Genomic DNA, 22,916 nt, shown 5'->3' on the forward strand with positions numbered 1-22,916 from the left:
ACCGCGATGATGGATGATGTGGTCAGGGAGGGCTTTGGTAAATGGGCGGAAAATTATGTATTTTTGCATTCTTATTTTATCCCCCATACGGTGCATGGGGGCGGGGCATTAATTAAAACGATGTCTCAACGAATTCAATGGCGCGACTTTTTAGCAAAGCCTGAACCTTAATCTGTTCAACGCTGAGCTGCGGGTCATAAAGCCCGGTAGAGAGGTAGGTCAGGCCACTGTCGGCCAGTATAGTGACGATGCGCTTGCCGCTATTTTCTGGCCGCCGGGCAATTTCACGAGCCGCATAAAGCACCGCGCCCGAGGACTCGCCAATCAGGATGCCGTCGGTGGTGGCCACCTCTCTGGCCGCCTGCACTGCTTGCCAGCTTTCGACTGATACCACTTCATCAAACAGCTCTCGGTCGAGGGTCAAGGGTACGCGCTCGGGCAGAACGGTGCTGAAGGCATGAACGCCGGTAATTTCCTTGGCATCGGGGTTTTCTCGGTCGGGAATAGAGTGAATGCCCGGCTCTACAGCAATCAGCTTAATATCCGGTTTCAGCTGTTTGAGGTATTTCCCTGCTCCTGACAGCGTGCCGCCAGTTCCGACTGATGCGATAACAATATCCACCTGTCCAGCCGTTTGCTGCCAAATTTCCGGGCCGGTGCTGTGATAGTGCGCCTGCGGATTGGCCGGATTTTCTAGCTGATAAGTGAAGAAAATATTGGGCTCTTTTAGGATGACGTTATCGGCCAACCACTTGGCGGCGGCAACGAAATCACCGTCGCTTTCTTCAAGAATTTTGTCGAAACCAGGGACCTGGCTAAAAGGAATAATCTCTGCACCGAAAGCGCTGAGAATAGCGAATCGCTCGGCGCTGAGTTTATCGTGTAAATAGACGCGAAACTTATACCCCTTGGCCGCGGCAATGGCCGCCAGTCCGATGCCGGTATTACCGCTGGTGGTATCGACCAGCGTGACACCGGGTTTTAATTGACCGGAACGCTCGGCAGCCTCAATCATGGATAAAGCAATTCGGTCTTTAATACTGTGGTTTGGATTAAAGTATTCCAGCTTGGCAAGCAGGTCGACATTTAATTGAAACTGCTGGCTAAAACGGTTAAGTCTTAATAATGGCGTATTGCCTACAAGCTCGGTAATGGCGTTATGAATTGTCATAATGAACTCCAGAAAAATTAGGCAACGGGAACGTCGGCACCCAGCAGTTGTAACGCTCGTGTGCGCAACTCAACCAAACGCGGGTCATCGCGACGTCGCGGATAAGGCAACGGCACGTCAATCGTTTCAATAATTCGCGCCGGACGAGGGCTGAATATCACCACCCGATTGGCCATCAGCAATGCCTCCTCAACGTCGTGCGTGACCATCAAGGTGGTAAATTTTTGTTCGCGCCACAGCCCAACCAATTCCTGCTGCATGCGGATACGGGTCAGTGAGTCAAGCTTGCCCAGCGGCTCGTCGAGAATAAGCAGTTTGGGATGATTCACCAACGCTCTCGCCAGCGCAGTTCGCTGTGCCATGCCACCAGAAAGCTGGTGCGGCCAGGCATTGGCAAACTGGCTTAACCCAACCTTTTCCAGGGTGTTATCAATATGCCGCCGCCCGTCTTCCGTTAATTTACCCCGTGTTTGCAGACCCAATGAAACGTTGCCCCACACGCTGCGCCACGGGTAAAGCGTTGGGTCTTGGAACACCACCACTCGGCTGGGATCGGGCTGGAGCAGCGGACGTCCATCTTCAAAAATATCGCCGTCGATAGGGTTATCCAGTCCGGCAACCAGGCGCAGCAACGTGGACTTTCCACAGCCAGAAGGCCCCAGCAGTGCCACAAATTCTCCCGGATCGACGTTGAGAGAAACGTCATCCAGCACCGGTAAGGTTTTCCCTTCCAGATAAAAGGCATGACTGACCTGATTAATATTCAGCGCTAAACCTGAAACTGCATTAACTGTTTCGCCTGATGGCATGCTCTACCTCGTCTGCCGTTATTCTGAAATAAAATATTCCGCGTTTTCGAATAAAGGTAAATGCTTAATACCGGTAAAGCTAAGCCTAAAAATGAATAAGCCAAGGATGGCAATATTAATGCGCTATTGTTATTTCAACCGCCACGCCTAATCTGCAACATTACCTAAATATCTATAATTATCGGTAAAAAGACAATAAACAATCGCAGACTTACAAACGGATAATAATGTTTGTTTTCATGACTCATGGGTAAAGCAGGTAAATAACGGGAGTTGGACATAATGGCAGGATTTACAGACTCTTCACGGCGCGTATTTATTCAACGAGCGGGACTCTTGGGCGCGGGGCTAGGCCTCACTTCTGCCCTTCCCGCCTGGGCCGACGGTGCGGCAGTTGACGACGCCAAACTCACCACAGTCAAGCTGGCCTGGGGGCAAACTGCAGTGTGTCAGTCGCCTATTTCAGTGGCGCTTAAGCAGGGATTCTTCAAAAAATATGGCCTTAACGTCGAGCCTGTAAATTTCAGTGGCCCCACTGACTCACTGCTGCAGGCTATTGCTACCGGGCAGGCCGACGGCGGTATCGGTATGGCGCTACGCTGGCTTAAACCGCTGGAACAGGGCTTTGACGTCGACCTGACGGTGGGCACGCACGGTGGATGTATGCGACTGTTGGTGCCTAAGAACTCTGGAATTAACAACGTCCGCGACCTGGTGGGGAAAAACGTGGCGGTCAGCGATCAGGCCAGTCCACTGCGCAACTTCTTTGCTATTCAATTGGCTAAACAGGGCATCGATCCTGACAAACAAGTCAACTGGGTGCAATATCCCGCCGATCTGTTTGGCGAGGCCTTGCGCAAGGGAGAAGTGCAGGCGATTGCCAGCGATGACCCACAAGGATGGCTGATTAAACACCGCTACGACCTTCAGGAAATCGATAACAACATGAACGGTGAATACAGTTCGATGACCTGCTGCGTGCTGGGCCTTCGCGGTTCTCTGGTGCGTGATAATCCGGCGGTGGCAAAAGCCATCACGCAGGCGATTATTGATGCCCAGCAGTGGACTTCTGAACACCCAGCCGAAACGGCTAAAATCTTTGCGCCGTTTGTGCCAGGCAACGTTCCTATCGACGACATCACCGCCATGCTCAAAGAACATACCCATAACCATCATTCAACCGGTGAGCAGCTGCGCGGTGAGGTAGCAACTTACGTCAACGAACTGAAGCTGATTAATGTGATTCGCCCGGACACCAATGCGCAACAGTTTGCAGACCACTACGTGCCGGATCTGTTGCCCGCGTCGCACGACCACATGAATATGAAGATGAGCGGATAAGGGGACACCGATGTCCAGTGAAACGTTAGACCGACTTAATCCAGCTATTGCACTCAATAAGCAAGCCATCACGCCTGCACTGGGTCTGGCAATTGTTGCCTGGTGGGCGCTGGTGGCACTCATGGTTTTCTGGCCCGATAAGCCGGTGGGTTTTGCCCCGCCGCGCTTTGTCGGCGAAACGCATCGCCTGTTCGGTACGCTTGCAGCAGCGCTTACCGTTGCCTCACTACTGGGGCGCGTGCTGCAGTGGCGTTTGCTGTTTTCGCCACTGCAGCGTTCCGCACGCTGGCTGGTGGCGCTGGCGGTGTTGATTGCTATTTGGGAAACGGTTACCGCCAAGCTGGCGCTGCTTCCTGCCCCGTTTTTTGCCCCACCGCGCGCGCTGGTTGAAGCCTACGCCACTGACTGGTATCGCCTTGGCGACAGCGTGCTTAACTCGCTCCGGCTGCTGGCGCTGGGTTTTGTTTTTGGCAGCCTGAGTGGATTTGTCACGGGTATCGCCATCGGCTGGTCTCGTGGCTTGGGCTATTGGGTGCATCCGATTCTGCGCTTTTTAGGACCAGTGCCTTCCACCGCCCTGCTGCCGCTGTCGCTGTATTTCTTTCCATCAAGCTTTTCGGCGGCGATTTTTCTTATCGCACTGGCAACCTGGTTCCCGGTCACCGTATTAACCTGGTCCGGCGTATCCAGCGTTGATAATCGCTATTACGACGTGGCCAGAACGCTGGGCGCCAGCAATCTGTTTCTGATCATGCGGGTCGCGATCCCGGCCTCTTTACCTCACGTTTTTGTCGGGTTGTTTATGGGACTGGGTGCTTCATTTTCGGTACTGGTCGCCGCAGAAATGATGGGGGTGAAGTCGGGATTAGGCTGGTATCTGCAGTGGGCTCAAGGATGGGCAGCGTATGCCAATATGTACGGTGCATTGATTGTGATGGCGCTGCTGTTCTCTTCACTGATAACCCTGCTGTTTGCCGTGCGCGATCGCCTGCTGGCGTGGCAGCAGAGTGCAGTGAAGTGGTAGTCGTGCAGTAGTCATATAGACCGTCACATTGCACTAGAGAGCGTCAAAGCACATATTCATAAATTAACCTGCCCATTTCTCGATAGCCCAAATCGTTGAAATGCAGATGATCAATATAAATATTGTCATTGAGGGCGGGTGATTTTTTCATTAATAGGTTCATGTCATGGTAAGGCAATGCGGCCTGAATGCAACCCTGCTTGATTTGTGACGAATATTTCTCATGCAGATTTGGCGTGCACAGCCGTTGGAACAATCGCCAAAAATTATTGGCACAGGAGTCGATGGCATTAAACATCTCCTCTTCGCGCGGGTGAAAATACTGCTTGCTCCATCGTGACAGCGGTTGAAGAACGAAATGTACGCGCGCGTTGTGACTTTTGGCCAGCTGTTGTATTTGAATAGCCGACTCGATGGTCATTTGCGCGGCACGCTGAATGCGCTGGTCGATATCGATATAAACGTCGGTAAAGAGTTGCTCAACCGAATTCTCATCCGTCTGATCGAGCCAGCCAGTAAATTTCTCGGTAATGCGTGGGATAATTCTTTCTGTTGTGGATTCATTGCTGGAGGCGGAGGCATTTGACACACGTTTCTGACTCTCGCTATATTTGTGCATATAGTGGCTGAATTCGTAGGAGTAATAATATTTACCGTACTCGGTGGTATATTCATCCGGCAGCCCTTCGAGGGTCAATGTATTAAGGCCACTCAAAATAACAACGTTGTTAATCTTCTTTAGACTATGCTCATTGAGCATAAAAATTATCGCCTCCTGCACGCAGTTATAACCCCGCCCGCCAAAATTTAGCCATATCTCTCCGGTAAGTTCGGCAAGCACCGACGCCACTGTGTTAGCGTCTGAGGTTGTGCCGGTTCCCATTGCCGTTGAGCCGCCAATCACGATATTTACCGCGCCGTCGTCAGGAAACTCAGCGGGAGAAACCCATCCTCGGTGAGACTGAGTGAGGCGAAAGCCCATGTCATCGGTATTAATCACCTTAGAGTGGTAATTTTTGGGATGAAAAAACATGGTATAAGGCAGCCAGCGCACGCCCAGATACATAAATTCATCGTATTCGCGCAGCTGCGGCGTTAATTCGTAACAGCGATTAACCGCCTCCCTGTGAGTCATTGTTTTAATTTCCATAGCAATACCTTTCCTGCGAGAACGAATAGAAACGGTTAATCCCGTGGATACTGCGCCAAGTCAGCCCGTTCCTGCCAATGTGGCTGATTGCGCTTGCTGAGCAAAAAGTTGCCAAGTACTAAATAGTCCATCGCAGTGCGCATAAAGCAGCGATAAGCGTCCTGCGGTGATTCAACGATCGGTTCTCCGCACATATTAAAAGAGCTGTTTACCAGCAGCGGACAGCCCGTTTGTTGGTTAAAAGCACTGAGCAGCTGGTAAAACAGTGGGTTATAAACACCGTCCACCGTTTGTACCCGTGCCGAACAGTCAACGTGAGTGACGGCAGGGATTTGTGAACGCACCTCACAAAGTTTCTGAATGCCGGATTTAGTCGATTGCGACTCGGTCAGCGCTAAACGTTTTTGCTTGCAGACAGGATGAGCAAAAAGCATATAGGGACTGGATTTAACAGCGTAAAACCATTCACCAGCGTGTTGTTTTAGTACGGCGGGTGCAAAAGGCCGCAACGATTCACGATTTTTGATTTTAAGATTGATCGCGCTATGCATTTTGGCCTTACGCGCATCACCTAAAATTGAGCGCGCACCGAGCGAGCAGGGACCAAACTCCATGCGCCCTTGAAACCACCCCACGACGTTGCCCTGACTGAGAATTTCTGCCACTTCGCTGCATAGCTTTTGCGGCATAAGCTCAGTGAACTTACACTGTTGACTGAGCAAAAACAGTCTGATTTCGTCACTGCTGTAGGCGGGGCCGAGGTAGCAACCTTTCATACTGTCATTGGCATTGACTACTCTTTTTTGGCCCATGACTTCGTAACATCCCGACAGCGCAGCGCCCAGCGACCCGCCGCAGTCGTCGGACGCCGGTTGGATCCAGACTCGCTCAAAAATATCCGCCCGCGCCAGCCTGCCGTTGACCACGCAGTTCAATGCAACGCCACCGGCCAGGCAAAGCGTTTTAAGTCCAGTTTGCATCTGCCAGTGACGGGCCAGTCTGAGCACCACTTCTTCCAGCACGGACTGTACCGAAGCGGCAAGGTTGAACTCGCGCTGCGTGAGCTCACTCTCTGGCGCACGCGGCGGACCCCCGAATAATGCATTAAATTGCGGTGAGGTCATTTTCTCACCGGTTGCGTAGTCGAAATAGTCCATGTCCATCGTAAAGCTGCCATCATCGGCGACGTGAATAAGATGGCTCATAATCTGCTCATAAAAGATCGGCTCACCGTAGGGGGCAAGCCCCATCAGCTTGTACTCGTCAGTGTCGACCTCAAATCCACAATAGTGCGTAAAAGCCGAATACAGCAGCCCAAGAGAGTGGGGAAAACGCGTTTCCCAAATTTTGGTTAACCGCCCGCCCTCGCCTTTCCAGGCCGTGGTGGTATCCCATTCGCCTACGCCGTCAATGCATAGAACTAACGCTTTTTCAAAAGGTGCGGGGAAAAAAGCCGATGCAGCATGCGAACGATGATGGCTGATATATTCAATGCAGGGTATCGTTGAACTAAATCCTTTTAATTCATTAGACAACTTTCTTTTCACGTAAAGCTTATCAAACAGCCACGTTGGGATATCAAAGAATAACGACCTCACGCCCGCCCAGCCACTGGCAAAGGCTGTAGACATAATCCGTTTGAACTTCTCTTCAGGATCTTCATAATAAAAAACTTTTTTCACCTCACAAAGTGATATGCCGGCAAAACGCAAACAAAAGGCCACGGCATTGCGCGGAAAACATTTATCCAGTTTTATTCGTGTAAAACGTTCCTCCTGCGCGGCGGCAATAATCTCTCCATCACAAATTAACGTTGCAGAACTATCATGAGAATAACAGGAAAGCCCAAGAATATATGTTTTCATCGTTATCCCTTCCAATAGAAATTTGAGAACCCATAAAATCTGATCATTAAGAAAGAAAAGATTTAATATATCCATCACGCAGTAGTGAATAACAAAATAAAAATCGATGAGGCGATTAATAGCAGTAAAAGTAGTGAGCAATATAATGACTGTCAATTATTAACGTCTGCAGTTAGTCTGAATTATTTATTGAGAAAAATGTTATCGCGGCTTTATCGCCGCTTTTTTCGTGAAGTTTTGAGAGTAATTTTTCATATATCCTATAATGAGTTAGGTATGAACTTAGGCGAGACTTTTTTGAGTGATTTTAAGTCATTTTACAGGGGGAATTATGAATTATCTGGCCTGGACGGCGGCTACCGGGGGGTTGCTTTTACTCATGTCATTGTCATATGGCTGGATAAATCGCACACCGGTGCCTATTTTTGGTGTTTATCTGTTGGTCGGCGTGGTTTGCGGTCCTTGGGGCTTCGACGTTTTACGTCTTGACGTGCTGCAGCACTCGACGTTGGTCAGCCGTATTACTGAAATCGCCATCGCCACTTCGCTGTTTATCACCGGACTGAAAATCCGCCTGCCATTAAGAGCCAGTATTTGGAAAATAGGTTTCCGATTGGCTATGCCAGGTATGATTTTAACCGTGCTCGGCGTGATGGTTATCGCCCACTACCTGACCGGCCTATCTTGGCCAATATCTCTGGCACTGGCGGCGATTATTGCCCCTACGGACCCGGTTTTAGCCAGCCTGATTGCCATTAATGATGCACGCGACGACGACAGTTTACGGCTTTCTTTGTCCAGCGAAGCGGGTCTAAACGACGGTACCGCCCTGCCGTTATTGATGCTAGCGCTGCTGTGGCACAACGCCGATGGCGCGCTTTCAACCGAGAAATGGTTACATTGGCTGGCGGTAGACGTGGTCTGGGCATTGGTAGTTGGTCTGGCCATTGGCTATGGACTGGGTCGCCTGATTGGCCTGATTGCCACGCGGTTTCGCCACTCTCAGGGGGACGTCGCGCCCAGCGACTTTATTGCGCTTGCGCTGATCTGTCTGAGTTTTTCACTGGCAATGGCCGTTGATGCCTCTGGATTTTTAGCCGCCTTTGCCGCGGGTGTCGGGCTGCGCAGTGCAGAACTTAGAGTGCAGCAGAAAAATCCGGTAGCGGAGGAGCAGGAAGAAAATCCCCCGGCAGAAATGATGGTCAATCCTCATTTACGCCACGCAATCGAGAAAAGAAGCCCGCTTAAGTCCGTGGGTTTGGTGATTGGCGATGCGCTATCGTTTGGCGACACTATAGAACGTCTGCTGGCGGCAGCTATTGTTATCGTATTGGGTATCACGTTGGCGCAGCATTGGGACGCTATGGGGCTTATTCTGGCCTTCATTCTGTTCTTTATTATTCGCCCGCTGGCGGTGTACATCTCAACCTGGAAGTCTTCTTATTCACGCCAGCAACGTTTATTATTTGGCTGGTTGGGGATCCGCGGAATAGGCAGCCTGAACTATATTGCCTATGCCTATATGCACGGCATGCAGGGCGCAGACGCCGAGGTAATGACTAATTGTGCGCTCACCATTATCACTGCCAGCGTCCTTATCCACGGCATCACCGTGACGCCGCTATTAAACTTCTGGAGCAAAAAATAGCCCATGATGATTTATAATGTTTTTGGCCGTTTCATCGGCGTGAAGCCTGCAACACATGGCTGGCAGGTGTTTCGCGTCGATATGACTGAAAGAAAATTTTCGCGGCTGTACGACATCATCATTCCCGACGAACTGACCGAAGCGGAGATCCCGCTTTGGTTAGGCGACATTTATCATGAAGCGGCCAGCGAACATTCCCCCGACGTCACACGGGTCGAGTAAGGTTTGCTTTTTCAATATGAACAATTTTTACATTAATTAATAAAAATACCGGTATTTACATGACCCCTTTTCTTCTTTCTCAGCTGATCGCCGGCGTCTCTTTTGTATTGGACGTTTCGGCATTTCACTTTTCGCGCCAAAAGACTTTACTGCTTCTTGCACTATCGACCTTTCTGCTATCGATACATTTTTCACTGCTGAGTCAGCCCGCTTCAGCGGCGCTGATGCTGCTGGCGGCGTGCCGCTATGTTACGGCCATTTTTAGCACGCGCCAGGCGCTTTGCTGGATGTTTCTCGCCCTATCGGTACTGTGCTGTTTGTGGGTGTGGCAGGGGCCGAAGGATTTATTCCCGCTGATTGGTAGCCTTTTTGTCACCTATGCTGCCTTTCAAAAACACCCGTCAAGAATGCGTATTTTTACCGTGCTCGGGAGTGGCTTCTGGGTCATTAACAATATTTTATCTGCATCGCCCGTCGCCACGCTGATGGAGCTGGCATTTTTAAGCAGCACGCTACTCTCTTATTTTCGTAATAAACGCGCTTTAGCCAAGGAAAGTCTATGACCAAGAAATCAATTGTCCCCGAAAAAATGCGTTCAGTGGTCGACAAAGCAGGCTATTTGCCTGGGCTGTTGATTGATAATCTTTTGGTAATGTCTGGCCAAATCGGTCGCGATGACCAATTACGTATTCCTGAAAACCCTGAGCAACAGTTTCAACTATGTTGGGATAATCTGGCATGGGTATTAAGTGAGGCGGGGGCTACCTTCGATAACGTCATTGATATCACCAGCTACCACGTGAACATGTCACAGCATATGCCGCTATTCAGAAAAATAAAGGACAGTCGCTTTCCCCGCGCTACCTGCTGCTGGACCTGTATTGGCGTCAGCGAACTGGCCCACCCTGACCTGCTGGTCGAAATAAAATGCACGGCTTACCTGGGTGAAAAAGAGTAAAAAATTTAAATAATCGCGCTATTTATCAACATTAATAACGCGATTATCGTACTTAACCTGCGCCAGCGTAATTCCCTCCCCGTGTTGCGAAGCCCATGCAACCAGCGCCGCAAACGGTTGTTGTAGCGTTCTGCCCAGTGGCGTAATCGAGTATTCAACCGCTACGGGAGAAGAGGTAATAACGCGTCGAAGTACTAACCCATTCCTCTCCAGCCTGCGCAGCGCCTCGGTCAGTGCTTTGTGGGTAATCGGATCCAGCCGACGTTTTATCGCGTTAAATCGCGAGGGCTGATGGCAAACCACGGTCAGAATAAGCACTGACCACTTGTTGGCAATCTGCTCCAAAATCGGCCGCGTGGCGTTGATGTCATAAAGCAAAACGTCTACAGATTTTTCCATCGCGGTTTCCCGTTATATATCTAGGCTACACTCGGTGCGTAATTGACACTAGATATACGCAGTGTATCTTCTGAGGTCAATGATAAACCACACTCAGCGGGTAGCAAAATGCAGAAATTAGTAGGAAAAACGGCGGTGATCACCGGGGGCAATAGCGGTATCGGTCTGGCCATTGCCCAGCGTTTTGTCCTTGAAGGGGCTTACGTTTTTATTATGGGTCGCCGACAGGAAGAGCTGGACAATGCCGTTTCACTGATTGGCCACGGCGTTGAGGCCGTACAGGGCGACGCGACAAATTCGGCAGACCTTGACCGACTGTTTGCGCGTGTCAAATTCGTTCGTGGCAAGCTTGATATTTTGGTCCCCAACTCAGGTATTTCGGAGTACGCAGCGCTGGAAACCATAACCGAAGCGCATTTTGACAAAATCTTCGGCCTCAATGTCCGCGCCGCACTGTTTACTGTGCAGGGCGCCGTCCCGCTGATGTCCGAAGGCGGATCAATCGTACTTATCGGCTCAATTGCCGGCTTTATCGGATCGGCCGGTTACACCGCTTACGGTGCGTCGAAGGCCGCTGTCCGTGCCTATTCGCGCACCTGGACGCGCGAGCTGGCTGGCAAAGGCATTAGAGTCAATACGTTGAGTCCCGGCCCTATCGATACGCCGATGTTTGATGCGGTTTCAGATGAAGTGCGCAAGACACTCACTGATTTAATCCCACTAGGACGCTTAGGTAAACCCGAAGAAGTTGCCGCTGCCGCGCTGTTCCTGGCATCGGACGAAAGCAGTTTTATCGCAGGTTCAGAGCTGTGTATCGACGGCGGAATGGCGCAGGTTTAATGAGGCGGACCTTCAGCCGTCGTCGCTGAAGGTCCTTGAAACGTTAGACGAGTTCAGCTAATGCAGCCGCCGTGAAGCCCTGCAGGGCATCAAGGTTGCCAGTGCGGACTTTTGTCACCCAATGCGGGTCACTCAATAGCGCACGACCTACGGCAATCAGGTCAAACTCGTTGCGGTCCAGACGTTCTATCAGATTATCAAGGCTGGCGGGCTGAGAAGCTTCGCCGGTAAAGGCCGCCATAAAGTCTCCGGAGAGACCGACAGAACCGACGCTGATGGTAGCCGCGCCAGTGAGTTTTTTCGCCCATCCGGCGAAATTAAGCCCACTTTCACCGTCAATCTCAGGGAATTCTGGCTCCCAGAAACGGCGCTGTGAGCAGTGAAGAATATCGACCCCCGCCTCAACCAAAGGCACCAGCCAGTCACTCATTTCTTCCGGCGTCGGTGCCAATCGCACGGTAAAGTCCTGTTGTTTCCACTGGCTGATACGCAAAATTAACGGGAAATCAGGTCCTACCGCCTCACGCATGGCTTTCACTACCTCGGCAGCAAAGCGCGAACGCTGCTTGAGCGTTGGCCCACCGTAAACGTCGGTACGCAAATTAGTGGCTGACCAGAAGAACTGATCAACCAGATAACCGTGCGCACCGTGAATTTCGGCAACGTCAAAACCCAGGCGTTTTGCGTCAGCCGCCGCCTGTGCAAAAGCGGCGATGGTATCGGCGATGGATTCATCACTCATCACATTACCGCGCGGTTGGTCAGGCGCTATCAGGCCTGACGGGCTTTCAACCGGTGCGTCCGGCACCCAGTCGGTCATAAAGCTCGCCACTGAGCCGGTATGCCACAGCTGGGGCCCCATCTTTCCTCCCGCGGCGTGAACGTCATCGATAATCTTTTTCCAACCCGCCAAGGCCTGCTCTCCGTAGAAAAACGGCACGTTAGGCTCATTTCTTGAGGTCGGCCGGTTGATGACCGTCCCTTCGGACAGAATCAGTCCAACCTCACCTTCGGCGCGACGCTGATAATAAGCAGCGATATTATCATCTGGAACGCCGTCTGGCGCGAAAGAGCGCGTCATGGGTGCCATAACAATTCGGTTTTTCAAGGTCAGGCTTTTCAAACGAAAAGGCTGAAACAAAGCATCTACATTGGTGGACGTGGTCACAGGTAATTCTCCGTTTTAAGTTAACGGAATTTATAGTATACCGTGTATACTTAGTGTCAATTAGGCACTGTAAAGCTACCAAGTATACTTAAGGAAACCACGATGTCCACTCAGGTACACACCGTTACCGGTGTCAATTGCCCACACCGGCTGCTGCTCGACCAGATTGCAGATAAATGGTCGGTGCTTATTCTCGCCGCGCTGTGTGAAAAGCCGCAGAGGTTTAATGTGCTTAAACGTGAAATTGAGGGCATTACCCAGAAAGCCCTTACTCAGAGCCTGCGCCGCCTGCAGCGCAACGGCATTGTGGAGCGTCGGGTCATTACTGCCTCACCGGTGGCCGTTGAATATGAGATAACACCGCTGGGTCGCACACTCAAGGCACCCTTTGAGGCGCTTTATACCTGGACGATGGATTATCTGCCAGAAGTTGAACGTGCCCGGCAGGCCTTTGACGCCAGCAATAGTTAACCGGTTTTTCCGGGGGTATCGTGACACTTTATAGCACTGTGCTTTGTGGTTTCGCTTATTCCTGCGGCAACAGAACGCCCTGCCCAGGAATATGTGTTTGAGGGTCAATTACACCTAATGAGCTAACTTCGTCTCTCTTTAAGTCTTTCCAGATACGAGTAATTTCACCTTGCTCGTTTGATTCCAATAAGTAAGCAGAACTTGAAAGCATTATGTTAGGTTTGGTTGACTGTGGCAAAATTGTTGGACTGGAAACATCGCGTTTTTTTCTCTGGGGTATATAGATGTCATCTAATACTTCATTAACAAATCCATCAGATATTTTACCGGCATGTTTTAGTGCATCGATAATTTTTATGGCCTTTTTGGGGTTTTTATCAATGAATTCTAAAGTACGCGTCGCAAGAGAAAATGAATCCGCGTTATAAAACCCAGGTTGTCCGAACGAAATTCTTTTTTCAACACCCTCTAATTTATGGGTAAGTATATCCTTACGCTCACCCAATGTTTTCTTATACACATCAGAAATGGGTGAATTCAAGCGCGCATCGATGTTTTTAATTTCTGTGGTGGCAGCATTTTTTTGTATATTTAACTTTTCCAGATTGAAATAATCATCCATCATCAGATAGTGCGTTGCATCACCAAAAAACCGTCCTTGCGAACCTACGTTAGACTGTTGATGATCTTTTACATTGATATTTAATAGTCCTTTAATATTTGAATAACCTTTTTTCCCCGTTACTCCACGGTAGGCAAAATCCATGGTATCAAGCGTTCCATGTGAAAACTCATGTAGCAATACTACGCCTAGCTCATCTTTACTCCCCCCTACCGCTTTATAAAAATTATTAACACCCTTCTCATAAAAATTTAGATATTCTATTTTGGGCGAAGATGCGCCTGCGTTTGATAGCCTAAACTTGGCGCAATTCATCGCCATAACAGTATTGCTTGTTGAGTCGCTAATGATTTTAACATTGCTTACGGGATCAAACCTTTGTAAATCACTTTTTACATCCTTAAGACTCTGGGTGTATTTATCTTTAAGCAACTTATCATTCCTGCCGAAAAATGCTTCCAGCACGATATTTACCTGACCTTCTTTTTCGGCATTTCTTAAGGACGCCAATGCATTATCAATAGTATTACCGGCTGTTAATTTAGCTGATGCTAAAACTTCAGGCGAGTTTAAATTTTTAATCCGTAGGGAAGATACTGGTTCTACTATTTTCACATTTCGGGTATCACTAATATTCTTCTGTTCTATTCTTGAAAGCAACTTTTCAGCATGTAACCTGCCTGCAGTGAAAAGTCCATCCAGTGCAATATTGGCTATCAAGTTCAATAGCGCTTCTCTAAGTATTTGCGTTTTTTCCTTATAATTGTCAGCAAATGTCGACTTAGCCGCTGTGCCCAGCGCAATGACACCGGCATTCAATCCAGCTCTAAGCAGGAAAGCGCCTATGCCAGCCCCCGGAACTAAACTTGTCACCAGGCTGGCGGCAAAAACACCAAGATCAATAAGGTTCTTTGCAAATCTTTCGCCCTTTGTGGTCACCAACGTATCCATGTCCGCCTTCATTCGTTCAATCTTCTCCAGGGTCGAATCTTCGCCCAGGTCACTGAATTTGCTTAATTTGAAAGGGGATATTTTCACTATCACGTTGAATCGGCTACGAGCTGATTGCTCCAGCTTTTGCTCATCAAACAGTTTTGTACCCGTAACCGAATCTTTAAACTCCCCCTGTTGATAGGCATTCAGGTGTTTAATCACCCACTGCTTCATTTCTCGATTCTCACGCCCTTGGTGAGTGTTGGTGAATTGGATACAAGATCCCGCCACATCCCAGCATAAAATTTTTTCACCAATCTCAAGTGCAACCACATCGGTCACTGTTTTTCGATGAAAGGCTACTTTTTTTAGCACCGTTTCATCGCCCTGTATGAAGGTTTTCAGCAAGATTTTAAAATCTTTTGGCGTGGCGCTGGATTGTTCCAATTCCATGGCGGTGGATAAAAATGATGCTTTATAGATTACCGATATCTCCTCAATGAGAGTATTATTTTTTTTCGTCTCATCGATATATTTAGAAAACGCTGATGTCACCGAAAGGGGAGAGTAATCACGCGAATTATCTTTACTCGAACCGGGCATCAGCGCTTCTTTGAATTCATTGGGAATATCTTTATCCCACTGCATAGTATGATTGGTGGGGAATTTATAACATGCTAAGTCGTAGAGGCTATAATTCTCTATTGTTACCCTTTCGCCGATGACAGGACCAGCGACTTTAACCCTTCTAAGCTGTATAATACTGTCCGGTGTCATACCTAAATCAGGTAAATAGGTGTCGATAGCATTCTGAACATGCTGGCGGATAAAAGAGCAAGCATCAATGCCTTTTATCAAAGAAATAGCCCCTTTATCTAACTGCTCAAGCAATTTCTCTGCGGCTAATAAACCAAAATCATCCGGCCATCCACTTCTTACATTTTCAATAGTAACTAACTCATCCGCCTTACGTTGCTCTTCAAGTCTATGTGATTCATTGGCCGCTAATCGCGCTGATATTTGGTCTAGAATATCCTGACGTTGCAACCTGTTTTTTTCATCTATAATACGTTCCCAGCCGCCAAATAAATCACGTTTTTGACGGATCATATCATCAGTGCTCAACGCCAGCGTACGCATTTCCTCATCATTAAAAATGATTGCCTTGCCGTTTATTTCAAACAATACACCGTCTTGGGTCAATGGGGAATTTGAAAAATTTGGTTTCCCCTCTTCCTTTTCAACATTATTAGGTTCGGTTCTTTTAGTATTGAGGTAATAATAAGCCCCGCCCCCTAGGGTAGAGACGCTCAAGCCAAGGCCTACAGCCGCGAGTAATGGTTTATTGACACGAACCTTTGATGCAAAGTTTTCAGTTTCTGTTGGCATCGTCAAAGGCGTATAAATCGCCTCTGATGACCTGCCCTGAATAAATGTATTCTGCCTGTTGATAGGCTTAGAAGTAAATGGTTCGCTGACCTGTGCGTCATTCATTATTAACTTAGGGAAATTTTTGTTAATGCTGACGTTAAAATTGGCGGTTTTTTTTGATAAAGCCGTATCGTTTGAATCAGTGACTATTATGGGTAACTGGTTTAGCGGGATACTCTCTTCGATATCAGTTGAAGAGCTGCTGCCGCTTGTCACCTTATAAATAGCATAACCCAAGGCGATGATACCCACGAGTCCCCCCATAGCCAGGGCGCTTCTGGCCGAGCCGGACAGAGGTTCACTTTCATTCAGAATATGCCCCTGTGCAAATTCTTTATCTCCCAGATAAACAGGCTCATTGAGCGTAAATCCGTACTTGTCTATCAGCTCTTTCAGTATTTCAATCGGTGTACTTTTCTCTCCTGTGGAAGATACCGTAATGATTTTCGCTTCATCTATCGCCAGAAAATCGGCTTCGGTCACCCCGTCAGTGGGAAGGTTAATATTTGTTGATTCTTTGGCAGGTAGCACCGCCGCATCGGCTACAGGAGGGTTGAAAAAACCTGAAAGGCTGTCAGCGGCCCACGTTTCCAGCTGATTTGTCAGTTGGTTGCGCAATTGCTGCAGTGCGGGGTTTGTACTGCCAACCAGTCTTCCACTCAGTGCACCAGCCCATTCTGTCCACGAAGTTGTTGGCCCTATCTGCGCTATTTCTGCGCGGGCTTCATTAAGTGCCGGTAACATTGGAAGTAAATCGACAAGCGGGGCTATGCCAGCCAGACTGCTGTTCGAGATATAAGGCTTCATCGCATCTCGGATTTCTTCCAGATTCCTGACCACTGCACGCGTCTCTTTCTCCTGAAGGGCCTGATAGAGTTTCCAACCCAAGCCCATTTCCAGATACCCCTGATAAACCCTCTGAGATACCGGGTGGGCAATTGTCGCGGATTTAAGCAACTGACCGATACTTTCCGCCCAGTTTTCAGTCGGAGCACTGTTCCACCAGTTCATCGCCGCTTTTATAGTCGCATCGGTAATTTCTCCCCCCGGCATGATGCCACGATAATCCTGTGAATTTTTGACAATATCCTGGCTCAAGTATTTGGCAAAATTTCTAAGTGACTGTGGCCATGTGGTATCAAATCTGATGTTTTTATAAAAATCGTTACCTTTCTGCGCGGCCAGTAACGCCATTGAGCCAACCGGAGAACTGCCTGCCAAAACCGGAATGGCGGTATGTACCAGTGTCGAAAGCCAGGTGGTTGGGGCAAACATATTGGCAAGAGTCTTCGTTTTTACCCAAGTACTTATATTCGGACTGACAATATCTAGCAGAGCATTGAGTTGCTTTATTGCATCACTTTCCTTACCCATGTCATTCATCTGATAAGTGAATGCCTGCTGTAATGAAGGAGTTTGTTGTTTGAGCCAATCCAGCTGCACCATAAGCTGTTTGTCCAACGGATAAGCCCCCGCTTTTTTGGCCAGTGACAGGCTTTGGCGGATAGCCTCTGCAACCTCCGTACCAAACAGGGTATTGAGCGCTTTAACCCTTTCTGGGGAACTGTCTTCAAAAACGCGGTTTATGCTCTGCCATTTTTTTTCGAAACCAGGATTGGTTGGCAATACACTGAGTAATGTTTGTATTTTTTTATACACTGCATTGCATTGCTCAATCAGTGGTTTCATGGCATCGAACTGCGATAGAAAATCTATAAACGACGCATCGGGGGGTAAGGCATAAAACCCCTGCACCTGAGTTAATAATTGTCTGGCAGGCGTCAGCATACTGTTAACGCCCTGCAGGCTGCTTTTATCTATACCGGGGAGGGAGGATACAATCTGAAGTAACGACTGGGTTACCTCGAGTGATCCCGCTAACAAGCTTAAGCTTGATGTGACGCTTGAGCGGCTCTCTTTTTCGAAGTTATTGGTAATTTTTTGAAGACTATCCAGCGTTATTTTAAAATGATTGAGATACTCCCTGTAATGAGGGCTGAGGCCACTTACTTTTTTACTTTGGTCATCAATAAGACCGCGAATAAGGCGAAGTTTTTCTGTAAAAGTGGCGTCCTGCTTGTGAAAAATTTTCGGTAATTCTCCCCGTATATCTTTCAGTATCCCCAGCAGTCCTTTGGTCTCCAGACCAAGCATGTTTTCAAATACACGTAACAAGGTGCGTTCGGTTACCGCTTTAAGCATTGGAAGTAATGCGTCGCTTGGTGGCAACATGGCGTCTTTACGCTGTCCGACACGGGTAGGCTGGCTTAGGATGTTGTCTGACATTTTATCAGCCCACTCGTCAGTACGAGAGGCGACTGCACCCTTTATGATTTGCAAAAACTCATCCAGCTCAGGGCCGGTAGGATGGTCTGGTTTATCTAGCTGGTTGGACAAAAAGTGATGCTTGTCACTGCTCAGTACAATGCGGCCGTTGGTGCCCTCAGGCTTCACCTTAAATATCGTTGTATTAGATAATTTATCCCGGAACACCTCATCATCAAGGACAAATGTGACTAGCTGGCACACATCTTCATCATTGTGCCAGTCGTCAGACTTATCCAACTTATCAAACAGCGAAACGATTTGAGGATAATAGACAGTCGGAGAGAGATGATAGTCATTCATCAGATCACGGAGAGGACTTTCTATGGATAGAATCTTATGGTCAATAGGCTCAGATTCTTCTCCCCTAGGGTACGGGGTGAAAACTTTCATGAAAATTCGACTCTCATTTCTTGGGTATAAAAAAGAGGGGAACTGTAGTCGAACTCATTATCGAAAATTTACGGAAAGCATCGGAAAGTATTGCTTTTTTACATGAAGAGGATGGGCATCATTGCCCCATCTTGTTTATCAATCTGATTGTGGGTTTACAGAGTGTTGTAACGCGAGGCTTGACGAGTAAATGTCCGCCGTTAGCCCCATCTGGATTAATTTTCTATAGCTATTCAACGTTTTGCACATTCAGCTGGTCAATTCCCCTTCAAATTGCAGGTGTTTTATCCAAGTATAGCCAAGGCTTAATTAGTTAGCATGTGCTATAAGTACATGAAAAATATGGTTTTTTTATTATTTCCTTTATGGCAGAATGGCCGTCTCTTTTAATTAATGGCCTTTTGCCTCCACGGAAAGCCCTTTCGGTCCGTTTTATGAACATTTATGCAATTCTTATTCTAGCGTTTGGTATGTCAATGGATGCGTTTGCCGCAGCAATCGGCAAAGGAGCAACACTGCATAGACCCCCGCTGAAAGAAGCATTACGGACCGGTCTAATCTTCGGCGTAATAGAAGCGATTACACCGATTATCGGTTGGGGTATTGGGCTTGCCGCCAGTCAGTTCGTGATGGCCTGGGACCACTGGGTTGCCTTCGGCCTGCTGCTGGTATTGGGCATTCGGATGATCCACGAAGGCATTAAGAAAGATAATGAACAAGAGGCAGAAGTACAGAACCGTCACGGTTTTTGGCTACTGGTCACGACAGCTATCGCTACCAGCCTTGACGCAATGGCCGTGGGCGTGGGCCTCGCGTTTCTTCAGGTTAATATTTTAGTGATGGCGCTAACGATTGGCGCAGCAACCACTATTATGGCGACCACCGGTATGCTGTTGGGGCGTTTTCTGGGTGCTGCGATTGGTAAATGGGCCGAGATTCTGGGCGGCGTGGTACTGATCGGCATCGGCTCTTCTATTCTCATTGAGCACTTGGGTCTTCTGCGCTAATTTTCGCTAAAGGCTGATTAATTATCCCGCCGCGTGCTTTATCAGTACGCTGTTCATTATAAAGTCATTCGCGAGTTTAAGCATCGCAAAGTCCGGCTTAACCTTGCCATAAACACGCATCCCCTCAAGCAGCATAAATACCGTTTCTGCCATCACTTCTGCCTGCGTATCTGCTTTAAAAACGCCCTGCTGCTGACCACGGCTAAAAATGGTGATGAGATTCTGTTTGATACCATTAAACTTGTACTTCACTTTTTCTCTGACTTCGTCGTCCGCTGGCAAAAGTTCGCTGGCCGCAGCAATCGTAAAGCAGCCGCGCTCACCGTCTTCACCCGTTGACAGCAGCGCGCAGTAATCAAGCGTCTCACGCAGGGCCACGGCGGGTGGTTTTTCTTCGGCTCGCGTCCGCATTCGGCCTAACCCTTCCTCCATATACTGGCTGAGCGCGGCAAAAAATATGCTGCGTTTATCCGGGTACAGCTTGTAAATACTGGCGCTGGCCAGTCCCGAAGCCTGCATCAGATCACTGATCGATGTACCCTGATACCCCTTTAACCAGAAACAGCCAAGTGCGGCATTCAGGAAGTCTTTAGGGTCAAACTCTCTCGGTCTGCCGGGATTTTTTTTCATCATTACTCTCATGCATCAGATGGAATACCTTTGCAAAACATATTGTAGATTGATCACTCTACAAACAAATATTTTTCAGATAACATCGCAATCTCTGCGTTTGAATTGGCAACGCGTTATAAAAATTGGGATTGCGGTGAGTCTATGCTTTCTAACGAAGAATTGAAAACAGAGCAAGTATCCACAACGCCGCTGTTTGCGAGTGCGCTCATTACCTCGCTGGGCTACGTGGTGGTTCAGCTCGACGTGACTATTGTTAACGTGGCGCTGCCGACCTTTGCGCAGGTGTTTAACGCCGGCATCTCCAGTCTTCAGTGGATACCCGACGCCTACGTCGTTGTTTTTGCTGCTCTGCTTTTGGCCGCAGGAGGGTTAGGCGACCGGTTTGGCAACCGGACAGTTAATCTGCTGGGTATTGGAATATTTCTCCTGGCCTCTCTGGCATGCGCATTTTCCTCCAGCATTGAAACCATGATCTTTGGCCGCCTGCTGCAGGGACTGGGCGCGGCGCTGATTGTCCCCTCTTCTCTGGCGATGCTTTCTTTCGCTTGCGGCAATAATCCCCTGCTACGCGCCAAGGCTATCGGCTGGTGGAGCGCCATGGGTGGCATTATTAGCGCGGCAGGCCCTTTCATCGGTGCGATAGTGTTGACTCATATTTCCTGGCACGCTCTGTTTCTGATTAATATTCCGATTTGTGCGGCGGGGTTAATTCTTACGTTTTTTTATATTCCCGAATCGACAGCATATAACAGCCTAAACATTGATACCAAAGGAATATTACTGTTTGTCATTGCCTGTTTTTCGATGATTTACGTGATGATCCAGTTTGGAAAAAGTTTTTCTGTTTCCCGTGACGAAATACTCTTCTTTGGCCTGTTTGTTCTGGCACTGCTCTTCTTAATCGTACATCTTGCTAAATCGAAATACGCCTTTCTCCCTGTTAGTCTGCTAAAAAAACCAGCCTTCTCGCTGAGCCTTTTATTGGCCGCGGCAATGAACTTCTCATTTTACGGATCTCTCTTTTTATTAACCGTTTATTTTCAGGTTTACCGCGGCTTTACCCCAGTGATGACTGGCCTCGCGCTGCTGACCTTCACGGTGATTGCCTTTGCAAATACCCTCAGTGGCTATTTGGCTACCCGGTTCGGCCCGCGTTTTACCTTGACTCTGGGTATTTTGCTTGCCTCCTTGAACTACTTCATTCTTGCCACCCTTACCTATCTCGATGCCGCTTTTTCAACATTTGTCTGCTTCCTATTTTTGATGCCGATTGGCGGCGGGATAGCGACCCCCACTCTTCTGTCTACTTTTCTGCACCAGGCACCGGCCGGGAAAACTGCGACCGCCTCAGCGGCCATAAATACCATGCGTCAAACCGGCAGCGCGATTGGCGTCGCGTTGTTAGGTCTTTTGGTGACAGGGATTCATTTTCCGGTAGGCATCGGTGCGACCATCGGCTTTGTCACCGCGGCGCTAATGATGCTCGGCGGCGCGTTGCTGGTATCCAGGCTTGCTTAACGCGACGCCTGGTGATTTTATAATCATCAATAAAGAATCTATTTCGTTAATAGCCAAGGTGGATACCACGTGCCGCTACAGTCTTCTGAATGGTTCAGCAGTAAAGGGTTCGAATGTTCACGGATCATGGCCGAAAACTTAACCATAAAACCTCAGCTCGATACGCTTGCACGGCTTTGCGGTTTAAGCAAATACCATTTAATACGGCGTTTCACCCAGTTAATTGGCATGCCGCCGTTGCAATATCACATGCAACTGCGGTTACAACGCGCGCGTAACCTGCTGCGCGGCAATGTGCATCCACTGGATGCAGCGCTGGCGTTAGGGTTTTACGATCAAAGCCATTTTATTAATTCTTTTCGCCGAATAATGGGCGTTACGCCCCATCACTATGTACGCCAGCTAAACTCAGACAGCAATAAATTCTCGATAACCTGAGGCAATCACATAAAATGCGATATCGTAAACCACACCAATACTGCGCCACCGCCAATCCACAGAGTCCAGCGCACCGTTTCAAACTGCAACAAAACGGCCATCCCCGTCAACGCCAACGCCAACGCCAACAACGCATAAATCAAATCACCAATGCAGGTGCCAATCCCCAACCAGAATCCGTAAAAATAACCCCGCTGCATCGCCAGCGTAATCATCGCTATATTGGCAATACCAATGTCCAGGCACAGTGAAAGACTGAGTAAAAAACCGCTAGAAAATTGCATCATAGTATCGTCCCCTGATAAGCAAAGCGCTTACTAAAACACAGGGGCAACGACGGGTATTGGAAAAAATTGCGGTTCATTAATTAAGTAATAAAATATCAAGTCAAACAAAACATTTAAATAAAATACTAATATAGTAGAGTGCTATTAATGTAATTAAAACGAGTTATTTACATTGAAATTAAATACGTTAAACCCTGTTAATACGAGTCTCTTTATTCGGGTGCTCTGGATTTTTTTGTCCCGAGCATGAATATTTATTATTA

General features: G+C 48.4%; 18 protein-coding genes and 2 pseudogenes. 11 read left to right on the top strand and 9 right to left on the bottom strand.

Going from position 1 to position 22,916, the window contains the following annotated elements:
• Positions 1-112: 112 nt before the first annotated feature.
• Together GA565_RS15145 and GA565_RS15150 are read right to left on the bottom strand one after the other, a co-directional pair.
• On the bottom strand, positions 113-1,171 hold the full coding sequence (locus GA565_RS15145; RefSeq protein WP_152199155.1) for a PLP-dependent cysteine synthase family protein: 1,059 nt from the start codon (positions 1,169-1,171) through the stop codon (positions 113-115).
• A gap of 17 nt (positions 1,172-1,188) precedes the next feature.
• On the bottom strand, positions 1,189-1,980 hold the full coding sequence (locus tag GA565_RS15150; protein WP_152199156.1) for an ABC transporter ATP-binding protein: 792 nt from the start codon (positions 1,978-1,980) through the stop codon (positions 1,189-1,191).
• 282 nt (positions 1,981-2,262) lie between these two features.
• On the opposite strand from GA565_RS15150, the gene GA565_RS15155 reads away from it, so the two are divergent.
• Together GA565_RS15155 and GA565_RS15160 are read left to right on the top strand one after the other, a co-directional pair.
• A complete protein-coding gene (locus GA565_RS15155; protein WP_152199157.1) occupies positions 2,263-3,321 on the top strand; it encodes an ABC transporter substrate-binding protein in 1,059 nt (352 codons plus the stop codon).
• Positions 3,322-3,331: 10 nt separating this feature from the next.
• On the top strand, positions 3,332-4,345 hold the full coding sequence (locus GA565_RS15160) for an ABC transporter permease (protein WP_152199158.1): 1,014 nt from the start codon (positions 3,332-3,334) through the stop codon (positions 4,343-4,345).
• A 43-nt stretch (positions 4,346-4,388) separates the two neighbouring features.
• On the opposite strand, the gene GA565_RS15165 is transcribed toward GA565_RS15160, so the two are convergent.
• Both GA565_RS15165 and GA565_RS15170 read right to left on the bottom strand, forming a co-directional pair.
• Positions 4,389-5,495, bottom strand: a complete 1,107-nt coding sequence (locus tag GA565_RS15165; protein ID WP_152199159.1) for an SGNH/GDSL hydrolase family protein — start codon at positions 5,493-5,495, stop codon at positions 4,389-4,391.
• A gap of 35 nt (positions 5,496-5,530) precedes the next feature.
• A complete protein-coding gene (locus GA565_RS15170) occupies positions 5,531-7,360 on the bottom strand; it encodes a carbamoyltransferase (protein ID WP_152199160.1) in 1,830 nt (609 codons plus the stop codon).
• A 331-nt stretch (positions 7,361-7,691) separates the two neighbouring features.
• Here GA565_RS15170 and GA565_RS15175 point away from each other — a divergent pair, with 331 nt between their 5' ends.
• Genes GA565_RS15175 through GA565_RS15190 form a run of 4 tightly spaced genes read left to right on the top strand, consistent with a single transcriptional unit; the run spans position 7,692 to position 10,188 of the window.
• A complete protein-coding gene (locus GA565_RS15175; protein WP_152199161.1) occupies positions 7,692-9,008 on the top strand; it encodes a sodium:proton antiporter in 1,317 nt (438 codons plus the stop codon).
• Positions 9,009-9,011: 3 nt separating this feature from the next.
• A complete protein-coding gene (locus GA565_RS15180; RefSeq protein WP_152199162.1) occupies positions 9,012-9,230 on the top strand; it encodes a hypothetical protein in 219 nt (72 codons plus the stop codon).
• A gap of 59 nt (positions 9,231-9,289) precedes the next feature.
• Positions 9,290-9,793 (top strand): YgjV family protein, encoded by a 504-nt coding sequence (locus GA565_RS15185; protein ID WP_152199163.1) that lies wholly within the window; start codon positions 9,290-9,292, stop codon positions 9,791-9,793.
• Positions 9,790-10,188: a RidA family protein gene (locus GA565_RS15190; protein ID WP_226950974.1), complete on the top strand. Its 399-nt coding sequence runs from the start codon at positions 9,790-9,792 to the stop codon at positions 10,186-10,188. Before GA565_RS15185 ends, GA565_RS15190 begins: the two co-directional genes overlap by 4 nt.
• 18 nt (positions 10,189-10,206) lie before the next feature.
• Here GA565_RS15190 and GA565_RS15195 read toward each other — a convergent pair whose 3' ends face one another.
• Positions 10,207-10,587 (bottom strand): helix-turn-helix domain-containing protein, encoded by a 381-nt coding sequence (locus GA565_RS15195; protein WP_152199164.1) that lies wholly within the window; start codon positions 10,585-10,587, stop codon positions 10,207-10,209.
• 108 nt (positions 10,588-10,695) lie between these two features.
• On the opposite strand from GA565_RS15195, the gene GA565_RS15200 reads away from it, so the two are divergent.
• A complete protein-coding gene (locus GA565_RS15200; RefSeq protein ID WP_152199165.1) occupies positions 10,696-11,427 on the top strand; it encodes an SDR family NAD(P)-dependent oxidoreductase in 732 nt (243 codons plus the stop codon).
• Positions 11,428-11,470: 43 nt separating this feature from the next.
• On the opposite strand, the gene GA565_RS15205 is transcribed toward GA565_RS15200, so the two are convergent.
• Positions 11,471-12,595, bottom strand: a complete 1,125-nt coding sequence (locus tag GA565_RS15205) for an NADH:flavin oxidoreductase (RefSeq protein ID WP_152199166.1) — start codon at positions 12,593-12,595, stop codon at positions 11,471-11,473.
• A gap of 102 nt (positions 12,596-12,697) precedes the next feature.
• Here GA565_RS15205 and GA565_RS15210 point away from each other — a divergent pair, with 102 nt between their 5' ends.
• Positions 12,698-13,066: a helix-turn-helix domain-containing protein gene (locus GA565_RS15210; RefSeq protein ID WP_152199167.1), complete on the top strand. Its 369-nt coding sequence runs from the start codon at positions 12,698-12,700 to the stop codon at positions 13,064-13,066.
• A gap of 55 nt (positions 13,067-13,121) precedes the next feature.
• On the opposite strand, the gene GA565_RS15215 is transcribed toward GA565_RS15210, so the two are convergent.
• Positions 13,122-18,770, bottom strand: a complete 5,649-nt coding sequence (locus tag GA565_RS15215; protein WP_152199168.1) for a hypothetical protein — start codon at positions 18,768-18,770, stop codon at positions 13,122-13,124.
• 434 nt (positions 18,771-19,204) lie between these two features.
• Here GA565_RS15215 and mntP point away from each other — a divergent pair, with 434 nt between their 5' ends.
• A complete protein-coding gene (gene mntP / locus GA565_RS15220) occupies positions 19,205-19,777 on the top strand; it encodes a manganese efflux pump MntP (RefSeq protein ID WP_152199169.1) in 573 nt (190 codons plus the stop codon).
• Positions 19,778-19,798: 21 nt separating this feature from the next.
• On the opposite strand, the gene GA565_RS15225 is transcribed toward mntP, so the two are convergent.
• A complete protein-coding gene (locus GA565_RS15225) occupies positions 19,799-20,407 on the bottom strand; it encodes a TetR/AcrR family transcriptional regulator (protein WP_152201538.1) in 609 nt (202 codons plus the stop codon).
• 144 nt (positions 20,408-20,551) lie between these two features.
• Here GA565_RS15225 and GA565_RS15230 point away from each other — a divergent pair, with 144 nt between their 5' ends.
• Together GA565_RS15230 and GA565_RS15235 are read left to right on the top strand one after the other, a co-directional pair.
• Entirely contained in the window at positions 20,552-21,928 is a 1,377-nt protein-coding gene (locus GA565_RS15230) for an MFS transporter (RefSeq protein ID WP_152199170.1), read from the top strand.
• A 126-nt stretch (positions 21,929-22,054) separates the two neighbouring features.
• Positions 22,055-22,366: pseudogene (locus tag GA565_RS15235) on the top strand (helix-turn-helix transcriptional regulator); the annotation flags it as partial.
• A 26-nt stretch (positions 22,367-22,392) separates the two neighbouring features.
• Here the strand turns inward: GA565_RS15235 and GA565_RS15240 are convergent.
• A pseudogene (locus tag GA565_RS15240) lies at positions 22,393-22,653 on the bottom strand (LysE family transporter); the annotation flags it as partial.
• Positions 22,654-22,916 lie beyond the last annotated feature (263 nt).

Origin of the sequence: Rouxiella sp. S1S-2 (assembly GCF_009208105.1) — a bacterium.
GTDB lineage: Bacteria > Pseudomonadota > Gammaproteobacteria > Enterobacterales > Enterobacteriaceae > Rouxiella.